The 20,230-nt window shown below is 45.5% G+C and carries 13 protein-coding genes; 1 reads left to right on the top strand and 12 read right to left on the bottom strand.

Annotated elements, in window-relative coordinates; translation table 11 throughout:
* Positions 1-50: 50 nt before the first annotated feature.
* From AC59JT_RS00220 to AC59JT_RS00205, 4 genes are all read right to left on the bottom strand, one after another.
* Positions 51-1,091, bottom strand: a complete 1,041-nt coding sequence (locus tag AC59JT_RS00220; RefSeq protein WP_497394922.1) for a DUF4961 domain-containing protein — start codon at positions 1,089-1,091, stop codon at positions 51-53.
* Between the two features lie 33 nt (positions 1,092-1,124).
* Positions 1,125-1,568: a DUF5004 domain-containing protein gene (locus AC59JT_RS00215; RefSeq protein ID WP_497394920.1), complete on the bottom strand. Its 444-nt coding sequence runs from the start codon at positions 1,566-1,568 to the stop codon at positions 1,125-1,127.
* Between the two features lie 38 nt (positions 1,569-1,606).
* Positions 1,607-3,370, bottom strand: coding sequence for a RagB/SusD family nutrient uptake outer membrane protein (locus tag AC59JT_RS00210; protein WP_497394918.1), 1,764 nt, complete (start codon positions 3,368-3,370; stop codon positions 1,607-1,609).
* A 266-nt stretch (positions 3,371-3,636) separates the two neighbouring features.
* Positions 3,637-5,028 carry an SGNH/GDSL hydrolase family protein gene (locus AC59JT_RS00205; RefSeq protein WP_497394916.1) on the bottom strand — a complete coding sequence of 464 codons (1,392 nt, stop codon included), beginning with the start codon at positions 5,026-5,028 and terminating at the stop codon, positions 3,637-3,639.
* A gap of 221 nt (positions 5,029-5,249) precedes the next feature.
* On the opposite strand from AC59JT_RS00205, the gene AC59JT_RS00200 reads away from it, so the two are divergent.
* Entirely contained in the window at positions 5,250-7,898 is a 2,649-nt protein-coding gene (locus AC59JT_RS00200; protein ID WP_497394914.1) for a glycoside hydrolase family 2 protein, read from the top strand.
* A gap of 235 nt (positions 7,899-8,133) precedes the next feature.
* Here the strand turns inward: AC59JT_RS00200 and AC59JT_RS00195 are convergent, their stop codons facing one another.
* The 8 genes from AC59JT_RS00195 to AC59JT_RS00160 form a co-directional block, all read right to left on the bottom strand.
* Positions 8,134-9,012, bottom strand: coding sequence for a sugar phosphate isomerase/epimerase family protein (locus AC59JT_RS00195; RefSeq protein WP_497394912.1), 879 nt, complete (start codon positions 9,010-9,012; stop codon positions 8,134-8,136).
* Positions 9,013-9,146: 134 nt separating this feature from the next.
* Positions 9,147-10,169, bottom strand: coding sequence for a LacI family DNA-binding transcriptional regulator (locus AC59JT_RS00190; protein WP_497394910.1), 1,023 nt, complete (start codon positions 10,167-10,169; stop codon positions 9,147-9,149).
* Between the two features lie 50 nt (positions 10,170-10,219).
* Positions 10,220-11,455: a sugar MFS transporter gene (locus AC59JT_RS00185; RefSeq protein WP_497394908.1), complete on the bottom strand. Its 1,236-nt coding sequence runs from the start codon at positions 11,453-11,455 to the stop codon at positions 10,220-10,222.
* Between the two features lie 126 nt (positions 11,456-11,581).
* Entirely contained in the window at positions 11,582-12,757 is a 1,176-nt protein-coding gene (locus AC59JT_RS00180) for a DUF5005 domain-containing protein (protein WP_497394906.1), read from the bottom strand.
* A gap of 63 nt (positions 12,758-12,820) precedes the next feature.
* Positions 12,821-13,672 carry an alpha/beta hydrolase gene (locus AC59JT_RS00175; protein ID WP_497394904.1) on the bottom strand — a complete coding sequence of 284 codons (852 nt, stop codon included), beginning with the start codon at positions 13,670-13,672 and terminating at the stop codon, positions 12,821-12,823.
* Positions 13,673-13,702: 30 nt separating this feature from the next.
* On the bottom strand, positions 13,703-16,009 hold the full coding sequence (locus tag AC59JT_RS00170; protein WP_497394902.1) for a GH92 family glycosyl hydrolase: 2,307 nt from the start codon (positions 16,007-16,009) through the stop codon (positions 13,703-13,705).
* Between the two features lie 140 nt (positions 16,010-16,149).
* On the bottom strand, positions 16,150-18,735 hold the full coding sequence (locus AC59JT_RS00165) for a glycoside hydrolase family 38 C-terminal domain-containing protein (protein WP_497394900.1): 2,586 nt from the start codon (positions 18,733-18,735) through the stop codon (positions 16,150-16,152).
* 30 nt (positions 18,736-18,765) lie between these two features.
* Positions 18,766-20,163 (bottom strand): SGNH/GDSL hydrolase family protein, encoded by a 1,398-nt coding sequence (locus tag AC59JT_RS00160; protein ID WP_497394898.1) that lies wholly within the window; start codon positions 20,161-20,163, stop codon positions 18,766-18,768.
* Positions 20,164-20,230 lie beyond the last annotated feature (67 nt).

Here is a 20,230-nt window from a genome sequence, read left to right as displayed (position 1 = left end):
ATATAATTATTTGATTGCAACTAACCCGTAACCGATTTTAAAACTGTGTGTTAATTACATTTAAACTTGTATGAAAATGGCGCCGCGGTATTACCATAACCTACCTGTATGGCACCCGTTTGGTCGGTAATAAAATAGCTCATGCTCACCACCGTTTGCGCTTCGGTAGCACCAAAGTATTTGCGTGGCCATAGCGTTAACTGGTAAAGGCCGCTGTTGGTCGTGGTTTGCTTCATCAGCGTTTTTGCCGATTTGTCGCACACTGTAACCGTCGAACCATCACTCATCGTAGCTGTTGCGCACAAGTAAACTTCGGGCTTGCCGGCAAGGGCAGTTGGTGTTACGTTGTTGTTGTAGCTAATAGTCACAAAGTCATTATCCAATGATTTTGGCGGATCGATAGTTGTTAACTGCGGGTTGCAAAAGTCAACCAAATCGCCGCTGCCGCCGGTTACTGTGAAGCAGGTACCTGTAAACTGGTTGTAATAATTAGCAGTTGGGCCATAAGGCGCATTGTCATGCGTACCATCCGGTGCTTTTAAACCGTCGTTTGTGTTAGCCAGCACGTATGATAATTTAACTATGGTAGGATTGTCGTCCGCAGCTACTTTAAGTTTAATGTAGATATGGCCGGTAAACTTATTACCGTTAACATAGCTATACGGAACGTTGGTTTGCATCACCACCCAGTCCAGGTCATCAATCAGGTTACCTGCGGTGCCAAACATTTTTTTCAGGGCAGCCTCCCAGGTTAATCCGTTAGTGTTGGCAGCTACCGTACCGGCAGGCATCATCACCATATTGCCATCGCCTTTAGGGCTTGTATAAGTAGCGGTCATGTTTTGCGCGCCCTTCCAGCCTTTTGGCACTAAAACAGCCAATACCAGGTTAGCGGTGCGTGGGTTGCTGTCGCCATAGTTAACCGACAGGTCATACAACACATCGATATCAACCGTTTGGCCTACAGTTGCTGTAGCCGGCATGGTAACACTGGTAATGTAAGTATGGCAGAAGGTAAAAATTACGCCAATCAGCACCAGGGTACAAAGCCTCCATAATATTTTTCCTTTTATGCGTAAACGTGTTCTCATTTATGTCAGGTTTATAATGTTCAATTTTTAGGGTTATTCTTTTACCATGGTGTAGATGTAGGTATTCAGGCTGCAGCCCGGGCTAAATGTTAAGTTTAGCTGCCTTGCACCCGCGATAATGGGGTAGTTAAACGCTGTTACCAGCGGCTGCCCGCCAGTTGCGGTAAAAGTTATTTTAAAGGGGTAATTAGGGTCGTCAAGCTTGTATTTACCATCCTTGGCCACTATAAAAGGCAGTGGATTTACCAGGCTATAATTACCGGTGGCATCAAACTTTACTTTAAAATCTGTAAAGTTGATAACCGTCGTCAGATCGGTACCGTTACGGGTAGCCTTCACAACCCGCCAGGTGCCCGTAAGATCCTTCACTGATTCATCAACCGGGGCAAAACGCTCTGTTTTGCATGATGCTATGCCGATAAGCAGCGCGGCCACCAGCAAAAAGCTATATCGTTTTAAATTAAAAGTGTTAGTCATAATATTCATTTAAAAAAATGATGCTTTGATTTGAATGATTAATAACCCGGGTTTTGCACCAGCGTTGATGATTTACCGGTTTCGGCCTGCGGGAACGGCCACAGGTACATTGCCGGCCTGAAATTGTGCTTGGTAAGGTTTATTATTTTGTACGTTACCGCGCTTCCGTTGCGGGTTACTTCCATACCTTGCGGTGTTATATTCTCGGTAACAGGTGCAATTTTCCAGCGGCGCACATCCCAAAAGCGGTGCTCTTCAAACGCCAGTTCAATACGGCGCTCGTTGCGTATGTATTCGCGCATTTGGTCTTTGCTAAGGCCTACAGGCAATTGGTATGGGTTTAAGCCGGCACGCTGGCGGATAGTATTTATCGCTAAGTACACGTTGGCGGTAGGGCCGTCAACTTCATTAGTGGCTTCGGCGTAGTTCAATAATATTTCCGCGTAGCGGATTAACGGTATACACCTTTCTGAATATACGTGAATTGATGCCGATACTACATAGGGGTCGAGCATCTTATTATGGTAATAACCGGTTGGCGTGCCTTTGTAAATCGCGTCTGCATCAACGCCAGTACCATCGGGTTTTAAGTAGATATTGACAGGGCCTGTGCCAACAGGCTGGCCGCCACCGCTCCGAATAAGCATCGGGCTTTGATCATGAATAATTGTGCCATCCATACGCGGATCGCGGTTAGCGTAAGGATTAGTCGGATCATAGCCGGATGTAGGGTCGGTAATCAGTTTACCATTGGCCATCGGGAACGCGTCAACCATACCCTGATAAGGTACAGATCCGCGGGTACCGCCGCCATTACGCGTTGGTGGCACAAATATGTTCTCAAGCTCCTGGTTATTGCCACGCATTAAGGCCAGGATGTATTCGGTATTGAGGCGCAAAGTAAATAGCCCTACAAACGGATTTCCCGCGCCGCCTTTAGGTGGCAATGTATTGAGGCTATAAGTACCTAAACTTACTACCGCGGCAGCAGCATCGGCAGCCAGCTTCCAGCGGTTGGGGTCGGCTGTTGGGTAACCAACCAGGTTGGCAGGTGTACTACCACCTGCCTCGGTAACCAATGTGGTACCATTAAACAGCGGACTTGCAGCATACAACAACACTCTTGCTTTTAGTGCTAAACATGCCGCTTTAGAAACCTTGCCATAATCGGCACCTATCTGGTTTATAGGTAATACAGCAGCCGCAGCATCACATTCGGCCAATATGTAGTTTACACATTGCTCGTAGGTATTACGTTTAACGTTTATCGGTTTTTCATACTCTAATAACGTATCACCTACCAGTGGTACGCCACCATAATGCTTTACAAGCATGGCATAATACCACGCACGCAGAAAACGCGCTTCGGCAACCATGCTTTTTTTGTTGTTGGCGCCGATTGGCGATTTAGGTATATTTTTCAGGAACTGGTTAACCGCTCGTATCTGGCGGTAACAGGTATTGTAAGGCTCAGATTCAATTACACCGGCGTTTACCGTACCCGTTGCAAATTGCGATGCCGAGTTTGAAGCTATCGATGACGGACTTGCCTCATCTGTGGCAGCATCCATACCGGCTACGCCAAAACGGTTTGGGTAAGCACTGTATCCAATGTTTGAATAAATGTTTCCTAAGAAACCCAGCGTCCTGGCGCTATCGGCAAAAACACTGGCCTGGGTTAAATCGGTTGTGGCTGTTGCTGCCAAAAAGCTGCTTGATTTTTTGCACGATTGCGTTACCGCAGCTACAAGCATCAACAGCAAAACCGGAACTCCGAAAAATGGAAAGTAAAATTTCTTCATATAAAGATATCCTTATGCGATTTACCTGCTAAACAACAATACCTCCGAAAGTCAATAATTGCAAAAACGATTTAGCAATTTTCGACAACAGATGCGCTGCTGCTTACATTGTCAATAAAATTTATTTTTGGTACTTAGTTTATAATTAAGCTGCTAAAGCTAATTTGATGCCAATATACATCATAAAAACGATTTAGCAAATTATTTTGCATTTTTTTAATGTACCTGTCAAAAATGTTGCATTCTTAATAAAAGGCACAATAATATTAGTTTACCGCCTGTATTTTAATGCGATGTACTACCGGTTTATTAATGGTATATATCTGGTTTACCAGCGCCGCCATTTCCTTCGTCCAGGCATCGCGTACACCTTTGTATTGGGCCTTCATATAATTATCCTTGTTGCCCCTTACAAAAATGTTGGTACGCGATTCTTTCTCCACCGTGTCCATAGCCGCGCGGTTATCGGCATATAATAAGCCTTTATCTTTTAGCAGGTCAAATTGTATAAACGCATAGTTTCTGAAACGGCGTTCTATCTCCCAGCGCTCCTCATTCAGCTCGCGTATTTGTATGGCTTGCTGGTATTGCGGTGTATTAGTTTGCTCGGCCAGGTTAATACCATCGGCCAACTGTTGCGCAGTATAGGTAGCTATGGGCTGGTTATCAATAAGTAGTTTGTAGCTGCCTTCTTTCAGATCTTTAACCGTAACTAATTCCTGGTTAAACTCTTTGGTAAAAGGTATCAGCGACAGCGCATCCGACTGGCGTTTATTATTACCCCAGCCACGTGAAATAGTATCCGACGGGTAAGGCAATGATTTAGCTAAATAATCAAAACTGACACCAACATTACTACCGCTTACATTGGTAACTGCGGCGTTGATTGTTTTGGTTACCGTTTTCTTTGCGGCATTAATTGCCACATCGGCCACTACTTTATTAGCAAAACCTTGTGTTTTTAAAAACTGGTAAGCCATTACCATATGGCCATGGTTATCGGGGTGTATCCTATCGCCGGGGGTGAGACTGAAAGCCGGATCCTTTTTCTGCTCGCGCTCGTTGATGACAGTCATCGGGTGATAAAAATCAACCACACCGTAACCATTCTTTTTGGCGGCAGCTTCCTGGAAATCTATCAACTGACCAAATGCCGCTGCTTTACCTTTATACAGTCGGTTTTGTGCTGTAGTTGTGGTTTCGTCATAGGGCGATCCCAGCAGGTATATCTTTCTCACATTCGGTGTTTTGGCCAGTTTAGCTTCCAGTACTTGGTAACGTTCTTTTGCCAGCGCGATGTTCTTTTTGGCAATATCGGCTGCGTCGCTTTTATACCATTCAAAGTACCCGGTATCATTCATACCCCAGGTTAGTGTAAGCACGGTTGGCTTCATGGGCATTACATCCTGCTCAAAGCGGTCGCTCATTTGTTTAACGTTATCGCCGCCTATGCCCGCGTTAAAACAGTCGATACGCATGCCGGGGAAACGCGTCATGTAATACAACCATATGTACGAATGATAATGACCGCCATCGGTAATACTGTTTCCCAAAAACACTACACGATCACCCGCTTTAAATGGGGCTACGCTTTGCGCGTTCGCCGTGGCAACAGGTATACACAATAAAATAAGCAAGGCTTGTAAAAGTCTTTTCATGTAGTAATATATTGGTTTAAAATATGGTTCTATTGGTTTAGCGCTCGACGTTCGCCACGATTTAATAAATCGTTTTAGCAAAGATATTAAAATTTCATTAACAAAATAAAACCCGTGCAAATATTTTATGCTGCGATCAATCCTCAAACTAAAATAAATCGTTTTAGCAAAATTCCTTATCATTGCAGGAAAATTTCTACCACATAAAATCACTCGTCACGATGAAATTTACGCTACAACTATTTGTAACTATAATTATCGCCGCAACATCGCTACAGCCCTTAGCTGCGCAAAACCTGCCTGCTTTAAAATGGAAGCTTTACCCCCAGGATGCAACTTACACAGCTGCTCAACTATCAATGCCGGGCGTTAACACCGGCAGCTGGGTAAACGCAATTGTGCCGGGTACGGTATTCTACTCCTACGTTATCGCAGGCAAAGAAGCCAATCCTGATTATGCTGATAATATTTACAAAGTTGATAAAGCCAAATACAACCGCCCTTACTGGTATCGCGCCGAGTTTAACGCGGCATTGCCAACAAATGGCCGTCGGCTTTGGTTGAATTTTAACGGGGTGAACAAACGTGCCGAGGTATATTTTAACGGCAGCCACCTAGGCACTATACATGGTATTGCCGAGCGTGGTAAATTTGATATCACCAATCGCCTGAACAAAAATAAATCTAATGCTATAGCGGTGCTGATAGTACCACCCGATGCCAGCCGCGACCTGGCCAACCGCCAGGCCCCTACGTACCTGAGTAGCGGCAGCTGGGATTGGATGCCTGCCGTGCCCGGCCTAAACAGTGGTATTACGGATACCGTAGCGCTAACTTACAGCGGCCCGGTGGTGGTGCAAGATCCCTGGGTGCAAACTAAACTGCCTACTACTAAACTGGCTAAGCTTACGATAAAAGTTCAGCTTCAAAACACATCGGCTAACGCTGTAAGCGGCAGGGTTAAAATGTTCATTAACCCGGGAAATGTTATAGTAAACGGACCAGCCATCACCCTAAAGCCTAACAGCACTATCGGAGTTACGTATGATGATAAACAATTCGCCCAACTACGCATACAAAACCCAAAACTATGGTGGCCCAATGGTTTGGGCGGGAAAGCCGATGGTTCGCAAAACATTTACACCTGCAAAGTAAGCTTTGAAACCGAGGGGAATATTGCTGCTGATGCGGTTACCAAAAACTTCGGGATACGTAAGATATCTGCGGATACCACTACGCTTAAAGGTCCGCTACGCGTATACGTAAATAATGTGCCTGTTTTGCTTAAGGGCGGCAACTGGGGCATGAGCGATTACATGCTGAAAGTGCGTGGCAAGGATTACGATACCCGCATACGCCTGCACCGCGAAATGAATTTTAACACCATCCGCAACTGGACGGGCGAAGTTACCGACGAGGCTTTTTATGATTATTGCGACAAGTATGGTATTATGGTTTGGGACGATTTCTGGCTCAACAACTTTGGGCCGATTGATAGCCTGGATGTTTTTAAAGCTAACGCGATAGAAAAGGTTAAGAAGCTACGTAACCACCCATCTATAGTAATATGGTGCGGTGCAAATGAGGGTTTACCCGGCGGAGGCGTAAACAGCCCGCTTAACCGGGCTATACAAGCTGCGATTGCCGATAATGACAGCGATGACAAACTTTACCTGCCACGATCAAACGCGGGTGTTACCAATCCTAATTTCTCCATTCATGGCGGCAGCAAAGTGATGTCGGGCAGTGGGATATGGGCCAATGTTGACCCGAAAACTTACTTTACCGATCCTCACAATGGTTACCTGTTCTCCAAAAACTCGTGGGGTATGCGCAGTGAATTGGGCACGGCAACCTTCGTCAATATCGAAAGCTTCAAAAAATTTATGCCGAAGGAATATTGGGTACCGCCTACCGATACGGCTGTGAAGAGCAAAACCAATATGTGGGCGAAACATTATTTCAGTACAGATGGTGCACTGGGTGGTGGTACTGATCCGGTAAAATACATAAACGACATTAATAAAAGTTATGGTAAGGCTACTACCATTGAGGATTTCTGCACCAAGGCACAGCTATTCAATGTAGAAACCACCAAAGCCATGTACGAAGCCTGGAACGATCATCTTTGGAACGATGCTACGGGTATGTTGATGTGGATGAGCCAATCGGCCTACCCGAGTATGATCTGGCAAACGTATGATTACTATTACGACCTTACCGGCGCCTACTTCGGCGTTAAAAAAGCCTGCGAGCCGGTGCATATTCAATGGAACGCAGCCACCAATTCGATAAAGATCATCAACAATAAAGCCTACGCCATCAGCAGCCTTACAGCACAAGCCGAGGTTTATAATATGGATGGTAAATTGGTGCCCGCTTATTCCGCCACGAAAACCTTAAACGTAAAAGCATCATCAGCCACCGAAGCTTTTGTGGCATTTAAAGGTGATGGACTGCCTAAACTGAGCAATGTCCATTTTCTGAAACTGAAGCTGTTTGATGACAAAGGCAAGCTGGTATCTGATAACTTTTATTGGATAGGCAATACTTACCTGGATTATACCGGGCTTAGTACTATGCCGTCTGTAGGCAAAAATCTGCAGGTAAGCTCGCCTAAAATATCAAGCACTGCTGATGGCGCTAACAAACTACTTACCTATACCGTGAGCAATACTTCAAAAACCGCGGCTGCTTTTGCCATCCGCACGCAACTGCTTAACAGCGCGGGCGAGCAGATATTGCCGGCCATGTTTAACGACGGCTATTTCTCGCTGATGCAGGGCGAAACCAAAACGCTGACGGTTGAGGTTGACCCTAAATTATTAGGTAAGGGTTACAAATTATCGCTAAAAGCATACAACAATTAACGCTTGTAAATACCTATAAATAACATAGCCCGCCGGTATTTGCCGGCGGGCTTTTATGTAGTTAGTCTATTATTTAAATCGATTTACTTGATTATAAAACTTTATGCTATATTAGACAAAAAAAAGGCCCCGATTCTCACATCAGGGCCAACCAATTTATAACTTTCTCGGACGAGAAAAGTTGGGGGAGATTTGTTTCAATCTAACATGCGGACGTGCCATTTAAGGCTATGAATTATATTTTTAAAGTATTTTTCATATAGTCCGCACTCTCTTTTATACTCACGTATGGATCGATATTGTTTACCCAGTTTTCCTGCTCCACAATAAAGTGTTTCACACCGGCAGCCTTAGCTTTAGGGATGATTGCTTTATAATCAATGCTACCTTTACCTACTTCGGTATTTAGGTTGCCGTTTGTTTTATCACGATCTTTTACGTGTACAAAACCAAAGTGGCCTTTGTATTTATCAAACAAGGCTATCGGGTCTTTATCGGCACGTACGGCCCAGTAAAGGTCAAGCTCCAGGATAACCAGTTTTGGGTCTAATTCCTGTAACAGGATATCGTAGAACGAAGTACCACCCAGGTCCTTCCACTCAAAATTGTGGTTGTGGTAGCCTAAAGTAAGTTTTGATTTTTTTAGTATCTCGCCTGCTTTGTTCATTTTCTCGGCAGTACGTTTACATTCATCGGCACTTTTAATGAACTGGCCGCCAATGCCCGGGATGATCACCGCTTCCTGGCCTAATGCCAAAGCTGCTTCGGTATAGTCATCCAGCTCGCCTAAGCTACCGTCAGCAAAATATTTGTTAACGCCGTAGTGGCCGCTTGATGATTTTAAATTATTGTCTTTTAATAGCTGTGCAAAATCAGGTAATGAAAGTCCCCAGTGTCCGGCTTTTTTGCTGTAGCCATAGGTTTCAACACTTTGGTAACCGGCTTGCGCCACTTTGGCTATAACGCCTTTTACATCTTTAGGTAACTCGTCCCTAAGCGAGTACAGCTGTATGCCTCTAACCGCTTTAGGAGCTGCGGTAAGCAGCTTAGGTTTCATCATTACACCGGCAGTTAATAATCCGGCCTGTGTTAAAAATGTTCTTCTGTTTGTCATGTTCATAAATTTAGCTCCCCAAACCTATGGCTTAAGTTTGACATTTTAGGTAATAGGTTTTATTAATATTCAAATATGCAAAATAAATACCACAAGCTAAATGCATTTAGCAAAATTAAAAAAATATTTTTCTGTTACACTGCTGCCGCTGAGGAATTACGTACCACCAATGAAGTTTCTACGGTGATTTGCTCTTTTTCTTCCGGCTTGGTTTTGCCTTTCAGTCTTTTCAGCATCAGCGAAATGATCTTGTCAGCAATTTCTTCTACCGGCTGCTCAATAGCAGTAATTGGCGGCGAGTATAGTTGAAATACCTCGTAATCATCAAACGAGGCTATAGCCAGGTCGGTCGGAATTTTCAGGCCCAGTTCGTTGATAACCCTCAAGCCACAGGCGCCCATGTGGTTGGTGCCAAATAATATCGCGTCAAGCTGTTTGTTGGCGGTTAAAAATTCGTGTATGGGCTTTACAATGAGCTCTTCGTTGTGGTTGAATTTTATTTCTTTCAGATACTCGCTTAACTGGTGCTCCTGCAAAGCTTTTCGATAGCCTTTTACCCTATCCTGCATTTGTGTTTGCTGCGATTGAAAAGTGATGAAAGCAACGTTTTTATAGCCCCGATCTATCAGGTGCCTGGTGGCATTATAAGTACTGAATTCGTTATTGATCACCACATAATCGGTTTCTATCTCCGGCAGGTAACGATCGAAAAAAACAACCGGCAGGTTTTGCTTGATCAGGTTAGATACGTTCTCCTCAATACCAACCGGCGGGGCGATGATGTAACCATCTACATGGCGGTCGCTAAACATGTCTATCAGCTCCTTGGTTTTGGCGGTATCATTATCGGTGCTCGAGTAAATGATCTTGTAGCCATTGTTGTACGCCTTATCCTCAATACGGCGGGCAATGCGGGCGAAGAACGGGTTAGAAATATCTTCCACCATTAAACCAATGGTGTGTGATTTACCGGTGCGCAGACTTTTGGCCAGCGAGTTAGGTTTATAACCAACCTCTTCAACAAATTTTAATACGCGGGCCACCAGATCCTCGCTGATGCGTTTCTCTTTAGCCCTGCCGTTAAGCACAAACGAAACTGTTGTTTTGGAAACATTTAAATGGTTGGCAATGTCAACTATAGATAATTTCTTTTTCAACTTGTTTCGTTTTAAGTAAGTTTCAAATATAATATAATATTGCGCAAACCTTAACGCCTGCGTAACGATGGATATAAATAGCCGAATAAAAATATTACCGCATAACAAATTATTGGCAGGTAGTAAGCTGTCGCGACATTGGTGTTGGCCACCCATCCCATCAGGAAAGGGAATAACCCTCCGCCAACCACACCCATCACAATAAATGAGGAGCCCTGCTGTGTGGCTTTGCCCAGGTCTTTCAGCCCCAAACTAAAAATAGTAGGGAACATAATGCTGAAAAAGAAATTGATCATGATCAACGCCGCGAACGATACAATGCCCCATTGCTGCGCCACAAGCAAACACATTGCGATGTTACCGATAGCGAATATCCACAGTAATTTATTGGGCGCCACATAGCGCATTAAAAACGTGCCGATAAAGCGTCCGCCTACCATAATTGCCATGCTTAGGGCGAAAAAATAACCCGCTTTTTCATCGCTAAAGCCCATTACATCGTGCCCGTAATTAATAAAATAGGCCCACGTGCCGCCTTGCGCTGCCACGTTAAACAACTGGGCTATACAGGCAAAAACAAAGTGTTTATGTTGGAAGAGTTTCTTTTCATCTCCTTCCTCGCCTGCAACCGCATAAGCATCTGGGGCTACAGTGTGTGGAGATTCCAGTTGAGGCACTTTCACAAAAGAAAATAGGAAAGCAACCAAAGCGATAATACTGCCTATAGATATGTACAGGTTTTTTACGGCCGATAGATCAGTTGCATTTCCGCCCTCGCGAAATATGAAGTAACTACCCAGTATCGGACCAATAACCCCGCCCAACCCGTTAAAAGATTGCGAAAAGTTGATGCGCTGATCGCTGGTACGTTGATCGCCTAGAGCGGCTACAAAGGGGTGGGCAACGGTTTCCAATGTTGCCATACCACAGGCCAGGATAAACAGAGCCAGCCTGAAAAATTCAAATGAACCCGCATCTGCCGCAGGCACAAATAAAAACGCCCCGCCGGCATAAAGCAATAAACCCAGTAACACGCCATTTTTATAGCCAAACTTTTTCATAAACAAGCCTGCCGGGATACCCATTACCGCGTACGCGCCAAAAATGGATAACTGCACGTAGGCCGACTTTGATTTGGAGATATTAAATACGTTTTGAAAATGCTTATTCAACGTATCGCCAAGCGACATGGCTATGCCCCACAGCAAAAACAACACGGTTACAAAAAGTAGTAACACAATGTATTTGCGTTCGGTAAAACCGGGCTTATGATGGCTTGTGCTCAAAACAGGTATAAATTAATTGGCTTTGTAAATTAGCTAAAATGTTCACAAATCAAATTAATTACATCGTTGTTTTTACACGAAAAAAGAATGCCGCTAATTTTAGGTTAGCGGCACGCGATATTTTTGTTATTGGAATTTAAGCCTGATAAAACGTGGCCGATAAAGCAAAGGATCGGTTTTCAGGTCCTTGTCAAACTCTACCGAATTTACATTGTAGCTAATGATCAGTTCGCCGGGTTTGGATATGCTGGGGTGGCCCTTGGCATTGTAAACCAGGTAGGTTTTGCGGGTTAAAGCATCCTTACAATCCCACAATTTAATTACCGGCCCAAACGGACCATAAGGCGTTGCGCCAACACGCGCCCCAATAGTTGTTGATATCCCGCTAACCTGGAAAACCATCAAATAACGCCCATCGGGCATAGCGCTTACACTTATCTCGTTTGATACCTGGTCGGCCAGCGTGGCGGCCTCATCCATTTTAGGGCTCCAGGTGCTGCCGGTCCAGAAAGTCCATTTGTCAAAAGCCTCAATATCCTTTGGTAATACACGGCTCACCATTACTTCTTTAGCTTTGCCTTTAACGCCGTAGATGTATACATAACCATCGGGCTTAGGCGCACCGGCCTGTTTGGTGTTAACGAAGATGCCGGTACCGAAAGAGCCGATCTCCTCGCCCTTCTCTATATAAAATGGTGTGTCTTTTTGTTCCATAGATGTAAACGGCAGGGACCCACCTGTTTTTACTTTGATGAGCGTATTACCCACCTCTTTAAAGCCAAAAGCACCGGTACCTACATTGCGCACACGATAACCAAAAATATAAGTGGTGTTGTTATCCGGGTTGGTAAAACCATCGCCCAGCCAGTAGTAGTCTTTAGGGTGCGTTTGTGGTGTATTGGGGATAAAAACCGATTCGGCTTTTCCGGCATCGTTCTTGGCCCAATAAGGTATAAACTGTTTTGGGTCGGCAGTATTTCCCGTCAGGATGGCTGCCGCGTTATGGATCATTTTAGAACCCGGTGCTAACGAAGAATCGCTGGCCACCTCACCTATCATGCTATCACTAAAAATAAAAAGCGTTTTTGATTTGGCCGATGGGCTTTGCTGTTCCTGCCCGTTAAGCGGGATGGTATAAATGCCATCGCCACCAAACCAGCCCGATCTGCGTTTAAGCAGATTTGTCCAGTCGGCAGCTTCTTCTACGGTGTATTTAAAGCCGGTAATATTGGCCGAACTTTGCGCCTGTACGTTGCCATATCCAGAAACAGCGGCAGCAAGTAATAAAAAAATTCTTTTCATCTCGCAGGTGTGGTTTACGATGCTAATTTAAATATTGTTAACCGTTTTAGCAGGGCATTTATATTATTTTGCTTTGGCGAAAAACTTACTGAAAAACAGCATCTGGTAGTCAATAGAATTGGCCCAGTAATCCCAGGCATGGAAGCCGGGACGGATTATGAAATCGTGCGGAATTTTTTGTTCCAGCAATCTTTCATGCAATACCAGATTCTGGCCGTACATGGCAGTATCGCCATAACCGCAGTCAATGATCAGCGCAAGCGAATTAGGTTTTACCAGGCCCACCATATTTACCACGGTGTTCTTCTCCCACATATCCGGATGTTCTGACATTTTACCCAACACCTGGCTTATACCATAAGCATTGGCAAACGCGCGAACATCAACGGCACCGCTCATGCTTCCGGCTGCGCCGAAGGTATCCTGATGTTTAAAGGCAAGGTATAATGCGCCGTGGCCACCCATGCTTAGCCCGGTAATGGCCCTGCCCTTGCGGTCTTTTATCGTTGAATAATGGTCATCTATCCACTTCACCAACTCTGTACCAACATAGGTTTCGTATTGCCATTCGTTGTTCATGGGGCTATCATAATACCAACCCGCAAAGTTGCCGTCGGGGCAAACTATCAGCACGTTGTATTGGTCGGCCAGGCCTTGTACAGCGGGCACTTTTTTGATCCAATCGCTGTAATTACCGCTGAAACCGTGCAGCAGGTAAAGCACATTATATTTTTGTTTGGCCGAATAGCCTTTCGGTTTGATCACTACCGCCTTGATGTCTTTATGCATGGCATCGCTATGCGTAAGCGCGGTATCAACCGTTGCCGCTTTCGCGTTTAGCGTACACACAAATAAACTCAGGCCAAATATCAGCCCCGCGAATTTTTTGATTAAACGTTTAGTAGTTAACTGCATCGTTATGGTTTAATTGTTTACAGGTTTTTGTTATTTGGCCAGGCCCCAATTTTTGGCAGGCATAGCCCCCATAGTTAATTCAAGGGTTCCGCCGGCGGCGATATCTTTATAATCGATGTAACACTTGTTATAGGTTTTGCCGTTGAGCTTGGCACTTTGGATATAGGTGTTCTTGGCGGAGTTATTATTAGCTACAATGCTGAAAGTTTGCCCTTTTGCATATTTAGGATCAAGCTTTAATACTACTTTGTTAAACAGTGGCGCGGTTATTTCCTGGCGCGTATCACCCGGACAAACCGGGTGCAGACCACTGGCCGCCAACACATACCAGGCCGACATTTGCCCTACGTCCTCGTTACCAACCAGGCCCTCTACCGAGTTTTTGTAAGCGCGATCGCAAATAGCACGTGTCCATTTTTGGGTGAACCATGGCGCACCTAAACGGTTGTACAAAAAAGGCACATGATGTACCGGTTCGTTGGCGTGGTTGTAGTAATCGTTCCACATCATGTTCTGGGGTGTTTTGGCGAACATGTTATTCAGGTCGGCAATAACTTTGGCGTTGCCACCCATTAGTTGGGCCATGCCCGGCACATCTTGCGGTACAAACCAGCCTTGTTGTAAGGGGTTACTTTCAATGGCGCCATACCATTGCTTTAACCGGCCTTCGGCAGGCCAGGCTTCCCATTCGCCCGATTTTTCTTTCGGTCTGAACCAGCCTTTTTCGGCATCAAAAATATTGCGGTAGGCCTGACCGCGTTGGGTGTATTTTTCGGCGTCGGCAGCTTTACCTAAAGCTTTAGCGAGTTTGCCTGTGCACCAGTCTGTGTAGGCATATTCCAGGGTGTACGATATGCTTAGCGGGTTAGGTGTATAACCTTTATCGCCATTACCAAATTTTTCTACCGAACCAACGGCCAGGTCATAGGCTTTGGCTACATTATAATTTCTTATTCCTTTAGCATAAGCATCTGCCAAAACAGGCACTGCAGGATTGCCCAGCATACAGCCGCTGTACGAGTTTAACATCTCCCAACGCTCGAAGTAATTTTTATCCTTTTCATCAGCCAGCGTAACCAGCGAATTGATCAGGTCGTTCACCAGCGATGGGTTGATAATAGTTTGCAGCGGCATCTGGCTCCTGAAAACATCCCAACCGCTAAAAATGGTGCGTTTTGCAAATACGGATGATTTATGCGCCTTGCCATCGCCACCCGGATAGTTGCCATCAACATCCTGTATAATGCGCGGATCGATCATGGTATGATACAGGGCGGTATAAAACACCGTGCGTTGATCTTTGGTGCCGCCGGTTATGCTTACCTTTGATAAAGCCTTATTCCACAAAGCGCGGGTGCGTTGGTGCACGGCGTTAAAATTCCAGTCTTTGATCTCGGCCTTCAGGTTATTCTTAGCACCATTAACGCTTACGAATGATATGCCCGATTTCATTAACACCTGCTCATTGGCAGCAGTGGCAAACTCGGTGTAAAAGCCCAGATGTTTGCCTTCTTTTTCTTTAGCTCCTTTTAAAATAGCGGCTTTCGCTATTTGAGTTTGGTACAGTTCGCTTTCAATATTTTCACGCTTGCGGCTCCAGCCTTCTGGGATATCGGCGCTCCAAACACCATAATTTTTTAGCGGTTTGCTAAACTGGGCGTAAAAGTAAACGGTGTAATCGGCATGACCATCGCCGTTGCCCCAGCCGCCGCCGTCGGGCGTACATTTCATCCAACCCTCAATGGTATGGTCGTCAACCACCTTTACGTATTGCAAAGTGGAAGTACCGCCAACCCGGCGGGCCAGGTCAATTTGTATGCGCGATGTTTTATTTTGCGGGAAGGTAAAGCGTAAAATGCCGCTGTGCGGAGCTGCGGTCATTTCGGCTTTGATGTGATCGTCGCTTAGGTTTACAGCGTAATATCCTGCGGTGGCTTTTTCGCTTTTTTTATCATAACGCTGGCGATAGCCGGGCGTGCTCATATCTATTTTACCCGCGGCGGTGTGCAGCGTGCCGGTGCCGGGCATTACCAAAAAATTACCCATATCGCCAAACCAGCCTATGCCGCTCATTTGCGTAAACGCGAAGCCTTCTATACTGGTATGCTCGTAGCTATAACCCGAGCCATTATCGTCGCCGGTTATGGTGTTGGGGCTAACCTGTACCATGCCATAAGGCGCATCAGCCCCCGGGAATGTTTTGCCCAGGCCGTGATATACGCCGGCGCCTGCAACGCTGGTACTGGCGCCAATAAAAGGGTTTACATAACTGGCCAGATCCTGCGCCTGCGCGCTGAAACCTGCCGACAAAAATGCAAGCAAAAGGTATTTCTTCATTTTTAAACGATATTAAACTTGGTTGTAAAAGCCGCAGCAACGGTTTTACAAATTGGCTTATAATCGGCCAAAATAAATAAAGAAAAACGATTTAGCAAATTTTGTTCATCGATTCCAATCAGCATTAAAAACAAGCCCGATTACTTGCCCGAACTTACATTTGAAAACCTAATGGTACGTAGGCCAAACCTTGGCATAGCTACGCTCACCATAGTTTTAGCCGCAGTTTTGGTGATAGCTAATGATTTTTCAGTTTTACCATTCAAGGCTACAACATCCGCTTTATCGGCTACGCCATCCAATGAAATTTTGCGAGGTAGCGCATCGCCTTCGGCATTGAATAAACGCACCAGCATATCATTGCCTGTTATGGTTACAGACGATACTTCTAAACCTGTACCGCTTACGTCTATCATTGATCTGCTCATATCGCCGGCAGCTGGTGCAGTTGTCATTGCCCGTGCTTCCATTTGCTCGTTAAAACGAGCGCCTTCGGCCCATACGCCACTTTTGTCCCATTTACCGGTGTGCGGTAACAGGGCATAGTTCATTTCGGTTGGATACTTCATGGTATAGTTTCTGCCCCAAAGGCCCACACCTGCGTAAGCAATATTTAATCCTAACGGGAAATCTTCGCCATGGGCGTAGTTGGTGGTGTGGTCTGTCAGCATGGCCATGCCGTAGGTATTGGTGGCATCGGTAACATCAACCCAGCTTAGCACAATGTTGTTTTTGATGCTATCCCAACTGTCGAAGAAAGTATTCTTCAGTTTACTTTCGGTAACATCATAAGGGGCATTGATATATACTTTTTGCGATTTCAGGTTAAGCGGGAACAGCGTCAACAGTTTATCCCGATCATCATAAAATGCTTTTTTAAGCGATGTGGCTTCGTAGCGTTCGCTTTGTCCGTATGGGTTGCCAACGCTTGGGCTACTCTGCCAGTCTATTCTAACATTCAGGTCGATACGTTTCTGGCCCTGGGTGAAAGTTAATATCTGTGTAAATGAGTTACCGGCAATACTGCCTTTGACCTGCAGCTTTATCCGAGCCGGTCCATCCTCTAAAACGCTTACCTCAGCCGCCTGCCCGGCGCTTGATTTAAAGCCGCCATCTTTAAAAAAGTTACCCCGCAATTCGTTAAAGCGGCGGGTGTTGGCTTTATCTACAAACTCTTTATTACTTAAATTTTTGGCGATCAGACTTTCTATAGTACCACCTTTGGCCGGGTCAATGATCACGATGTACAGGTCGGTTTCTACTTTATATTTGCCAGTAATTTGGCTCACTTTGGCGCCGCTTAACGTTGTTTTTTGTGGGATAACTTTATAGGTAGCATACCCAACAGACGGCACATTAGCCGCTTTAAACCAAAGGGTATTTCCTACCATCTGGCTTAGTAACTCCTGGCCTTTGTTATCAGTAACTTTAACCTCGGTTCCCCAATCAGCGGGAACATCCAACTTCACCATCTCGGTACGTTTAATGCCCATGGTGTTGAACACACGGATGTATTTTTGCGGCCCTGCCGAAGCCGTACCTGCCAAAAACTTGTCTGTCGAAACCATACTCACGCTATCCGTATTCTTATTGGTGATGCCTGTCCAGCGCACCACCTTATCGGCCCAGGTATCGCCCGGGCGACCGTTATAAGGCACTATCCAGCAATCATGATGCTGTGATAGCAACACGCGTGTCCAGCCCTCGTCAATGGCTGCTTTTGGCCATGGCGCGTTTTTATAAAGCTTAGCCATTGCGGCCAATTTTTCTGAAGTAACCAGTTTGTTCTCGGATACCCGCACCTGCTGTGCAATGCGCTGCAATACCTGCGATCCCCAAACCAGGCTGCTCAACACATCCTGCTGCGAGAATTTCCAGCTTTCGGCAGGTGTTTTTATGGAGTAGTTGTCTACATAATCAGTCCACGTTTTGTAATAAGTGGGTTGATAGCCTTTAGAGCCATCGCCAATGTAAGGGCCTCCTTTCCAACCTGCATCCTGCAAGGTCATCCCCACCGGGTTTTTAATACCGGCATTAAAGGCTGCCGTCATATACGGAATACCGTTGCTGTTAGCAATAGTTTCCCAGGTTGATTTGGGTTTCAGATCCTCAATAGCATAACGAGGCACCGTTACCAGCGCTGTACCGTCCGGACCAATCCAGTTCACCAACTCGCCGCCATGCGCCCGCACATAGCCGCCCCAGCAGGTATTAGGGTTTTTTAGCGACGCATATTTAAAACCAAATGATTTTAATATCTGCGGCAGCGCGCTGGTAAAGCAAGGTTCTTCGGATGAATAGGTGGTAAAAACAGCAGTAGGGAAATGCTCCTTCACCATCTCCATACCGTACGAAAACTGGCGGATAATACTCTCGCCGCTGATGTTGTACATATAAGCCTGACCATAAGCCGGACTCACATATTCTATACGGCGGCTGCCGATCTTTTGGTCGGCAAACAACGCACGAAACTCCTCATAAGCCTTTGGATCTTTCACTTTAGCAACGGCCCAGGTTTCGGGCTCTATCTCCAGGTTTATTTTCCAGTTGGGATGGCTGTTAAGTTGGTCGGTCATGAAACGGGTGTTCCACTCGGGATAGTGGCCCCAAACTCCGCCGTGATAGCCGTCAATAAAATAAGCCGGCTTTTGCGCAAAACTTTGTGATGCTATTAACAGGCCCAATAGGGCGCCTATATATTTATTAGGGGTAAACTTATTGCTCATGCTTGGTGATACTATAAAGATAGGTTGATATTACTTGATCTCCTCAATTTCGATCTTACGTTTTTTGGGTTGATTGATGGCGTATATCTGATCAACCAGCACATCCATTTCTTTTTGCCAGGCGGCCCTAACTTCGGGCAAGCGGGCAGATTGGTAAGTACCCATTACGGCACCAATAAAAAAGTCGCGGCGGGCATAGCGTTTTAAGGAGTCAAGCGTGCTTTCTGAATCATTAAACAATAGGCCTTTTTTAGACAGGATAGAATAATGCAGCCAGGCATATTCGCGCAGCCGGCGCTCAATGCTCCAGCGTTCTTCGTTAAGCGCCAGCACGGCCAACGCCTGTTGGTATTGTGGCGTTTTGGTGATGATGGCCAGGTTAACGCCCTCGCCTATTTGTTTACCGGCCCAACTGCCAACATCTTTTCCATCAATTTTTATACGATAGTTTGCGGCGGCTTTTAAACCGGCAACTTTGATCACCTCGCGGTTAAACTCCTCGGTAAACGGTATAACCGCCAAAGCATCCGACTGCCGGCGCTTGTTAGGCAAACCACTACCGGGGCGGGATATGGTATCAATGGGGTAAGGCAGCGCGGCGGCATCATACATAAAACTCAGCTTACCTGCGGTTGAACCTAACTCGGTTATTTTACAGTTTTCGGCTTTGATGACGGTGCGTTTGGTGGCGTCAATAGCAACATCAGCCACCGGTTTATTGGTAAAGCCCTGACTTTTTAAAAAGCTGTAGGCCATTACAAAATGGCCATCGTTAGCGGGATGCACGCGGTCCTGTCCGCATAAGGTAAACAGTGAGTCTGTTTTTTGTTGCTGCAAGTTCACGGCAACCAACGGTGTGTTAAAATCAACATAATCCCAATGGTGGGCCTGCGCAGCCTGCTGTTGATAACCGGCAATACGCAGCATAGCCGCGTTTTTACCTTTAAAAGGGGTAGATTTTATTTTTGAGGTTTCATCATAGGGCGATGAAGCGATCATGATCTTCCGCGCCGCGGGATACTGTTGTAATTTAGCTTCTATCTTTTTAAAACTATTGTAAGCTGTTTGCACTTTTTCGTCGGCTATTTTAGTGGCGTCGGGGCGTAGGAAATTACCGTAGCCCGTATCATTCATACCGAAGGTTAGCGTAATAACGTTCGGTTTTTTTGCAAATACATCGGTGTCAAAACGATCATATATCTGCTCGGCTACATCGCCGCCTATACCGGCATTAAAAACATCAATGCGTTGATTGGGAAAGCGTGTCATATAATACAACCAGATGTACGAATGGTAGTGGCCGCCATCAGTAATGCTGTTACCAACAAATACCACGCGGTCGCCCTTGTGGAAAGGAGCAATTTGCTGCGCTTTAAGGGGCTGTGTTGCCAGCAAGGCAAGTAGCAAAAAAGATAGGATCGATCTCATAATTTATAAAAGAAAGACAATATTAGCCTTACTAAATCAATTTAGCAAACCATAGCCGCAATATTTT

It is taken from the genome of Mucilaginibacter sp. A3364 (assembly GCF_059690715.1).
Note: the sequence above shows the minus strand (reverse complement) of the source record. Positions and strands in the feature narration are given on the sequence as shown.

Excerpts from the sequence above, each read along its gene's own strand:
- AC59JT_RS00220 (WP_497394922.1), bottom strand. The coding sequence starts at position 1,091 with ATGAGAACACGTTTACGCATAAAAGGAAAAATATTATGGAGGCTTTGT.
- AC59JT_RS00215 (WP_497394920.1), bottom strand. The coding sequence starts at position 1,568 with ATGACTAACACTTTTAATTTAAAACGATATAGCTTTTTGCTGGTGGCC.
- AC59JT_RS00210 (WP_497394918.1), bottom strand. The coding sequence starts at position 3,370 with ATGAAGAAATTTTACTTTCCATTTTTCGGAGTTCCGGTTTTGCTGTTG.
- AC59JT_RS00205 (WP_497394916.1), bottom strand. The coding sequence starts at position 5,028 with ATGAAAAGACTTTTACAAGCCTTGCTTATTTTATTGTGTATACCTGTT.
- AC59JT_RS00200 (WP_497394914.1), top strand. The coding sequence starts at position 5,250 with ATGAAATTTACGCTACAACTATTTGTAACTATAATTATCGCCGCAACA.
- AC59JT_RS00195 (WP_497394912.1), bottom strand. The coding sequence starts at position 9,012 with ATGACAAACAGAAGAACATTTTTAACACAGGCCGGATTATTAACTGCC.
- AC59JT_RS00180 (WP_497394906.1), bottom strand. The coding sequence starts at position 12,757 with ATGAAAAGAATTTTTTTATTACTTGCTGCCGCTGTTTCTGGATATGGC.
- AC59JT_RS00175 (WP_497394904.1), bottom strand. The coding sequence starts at position 13,672 with ATGCAGTTAACTACTAAACGTTTAATCAAAAAATTCGCGGGGCTGATA.
- AC59JT_RS00170 (WP_497394902.1), bottom strand. The coding sequence starts at position 16,009 with ATGAAGAAATACCTTTTGCTTGCATTTTTGTCGGCAGGTTTCAGCGCG.
- AC59JT_RS00165 (WP_497394900.1), bottom strand. The coding sequence starts at position 18,735 with ATGAGCAATAAGTTTACCCCTAATAAATATATAGGCGCCCTATTGGGC.
- AC59JT_RS00160 (WP_497394898.1), bottom strand. The coding sequence starts at position 20,163 with ATGAGATCGATCCTATCTTTTTTGCTACTTGCCTTGCTGGCAACACAG.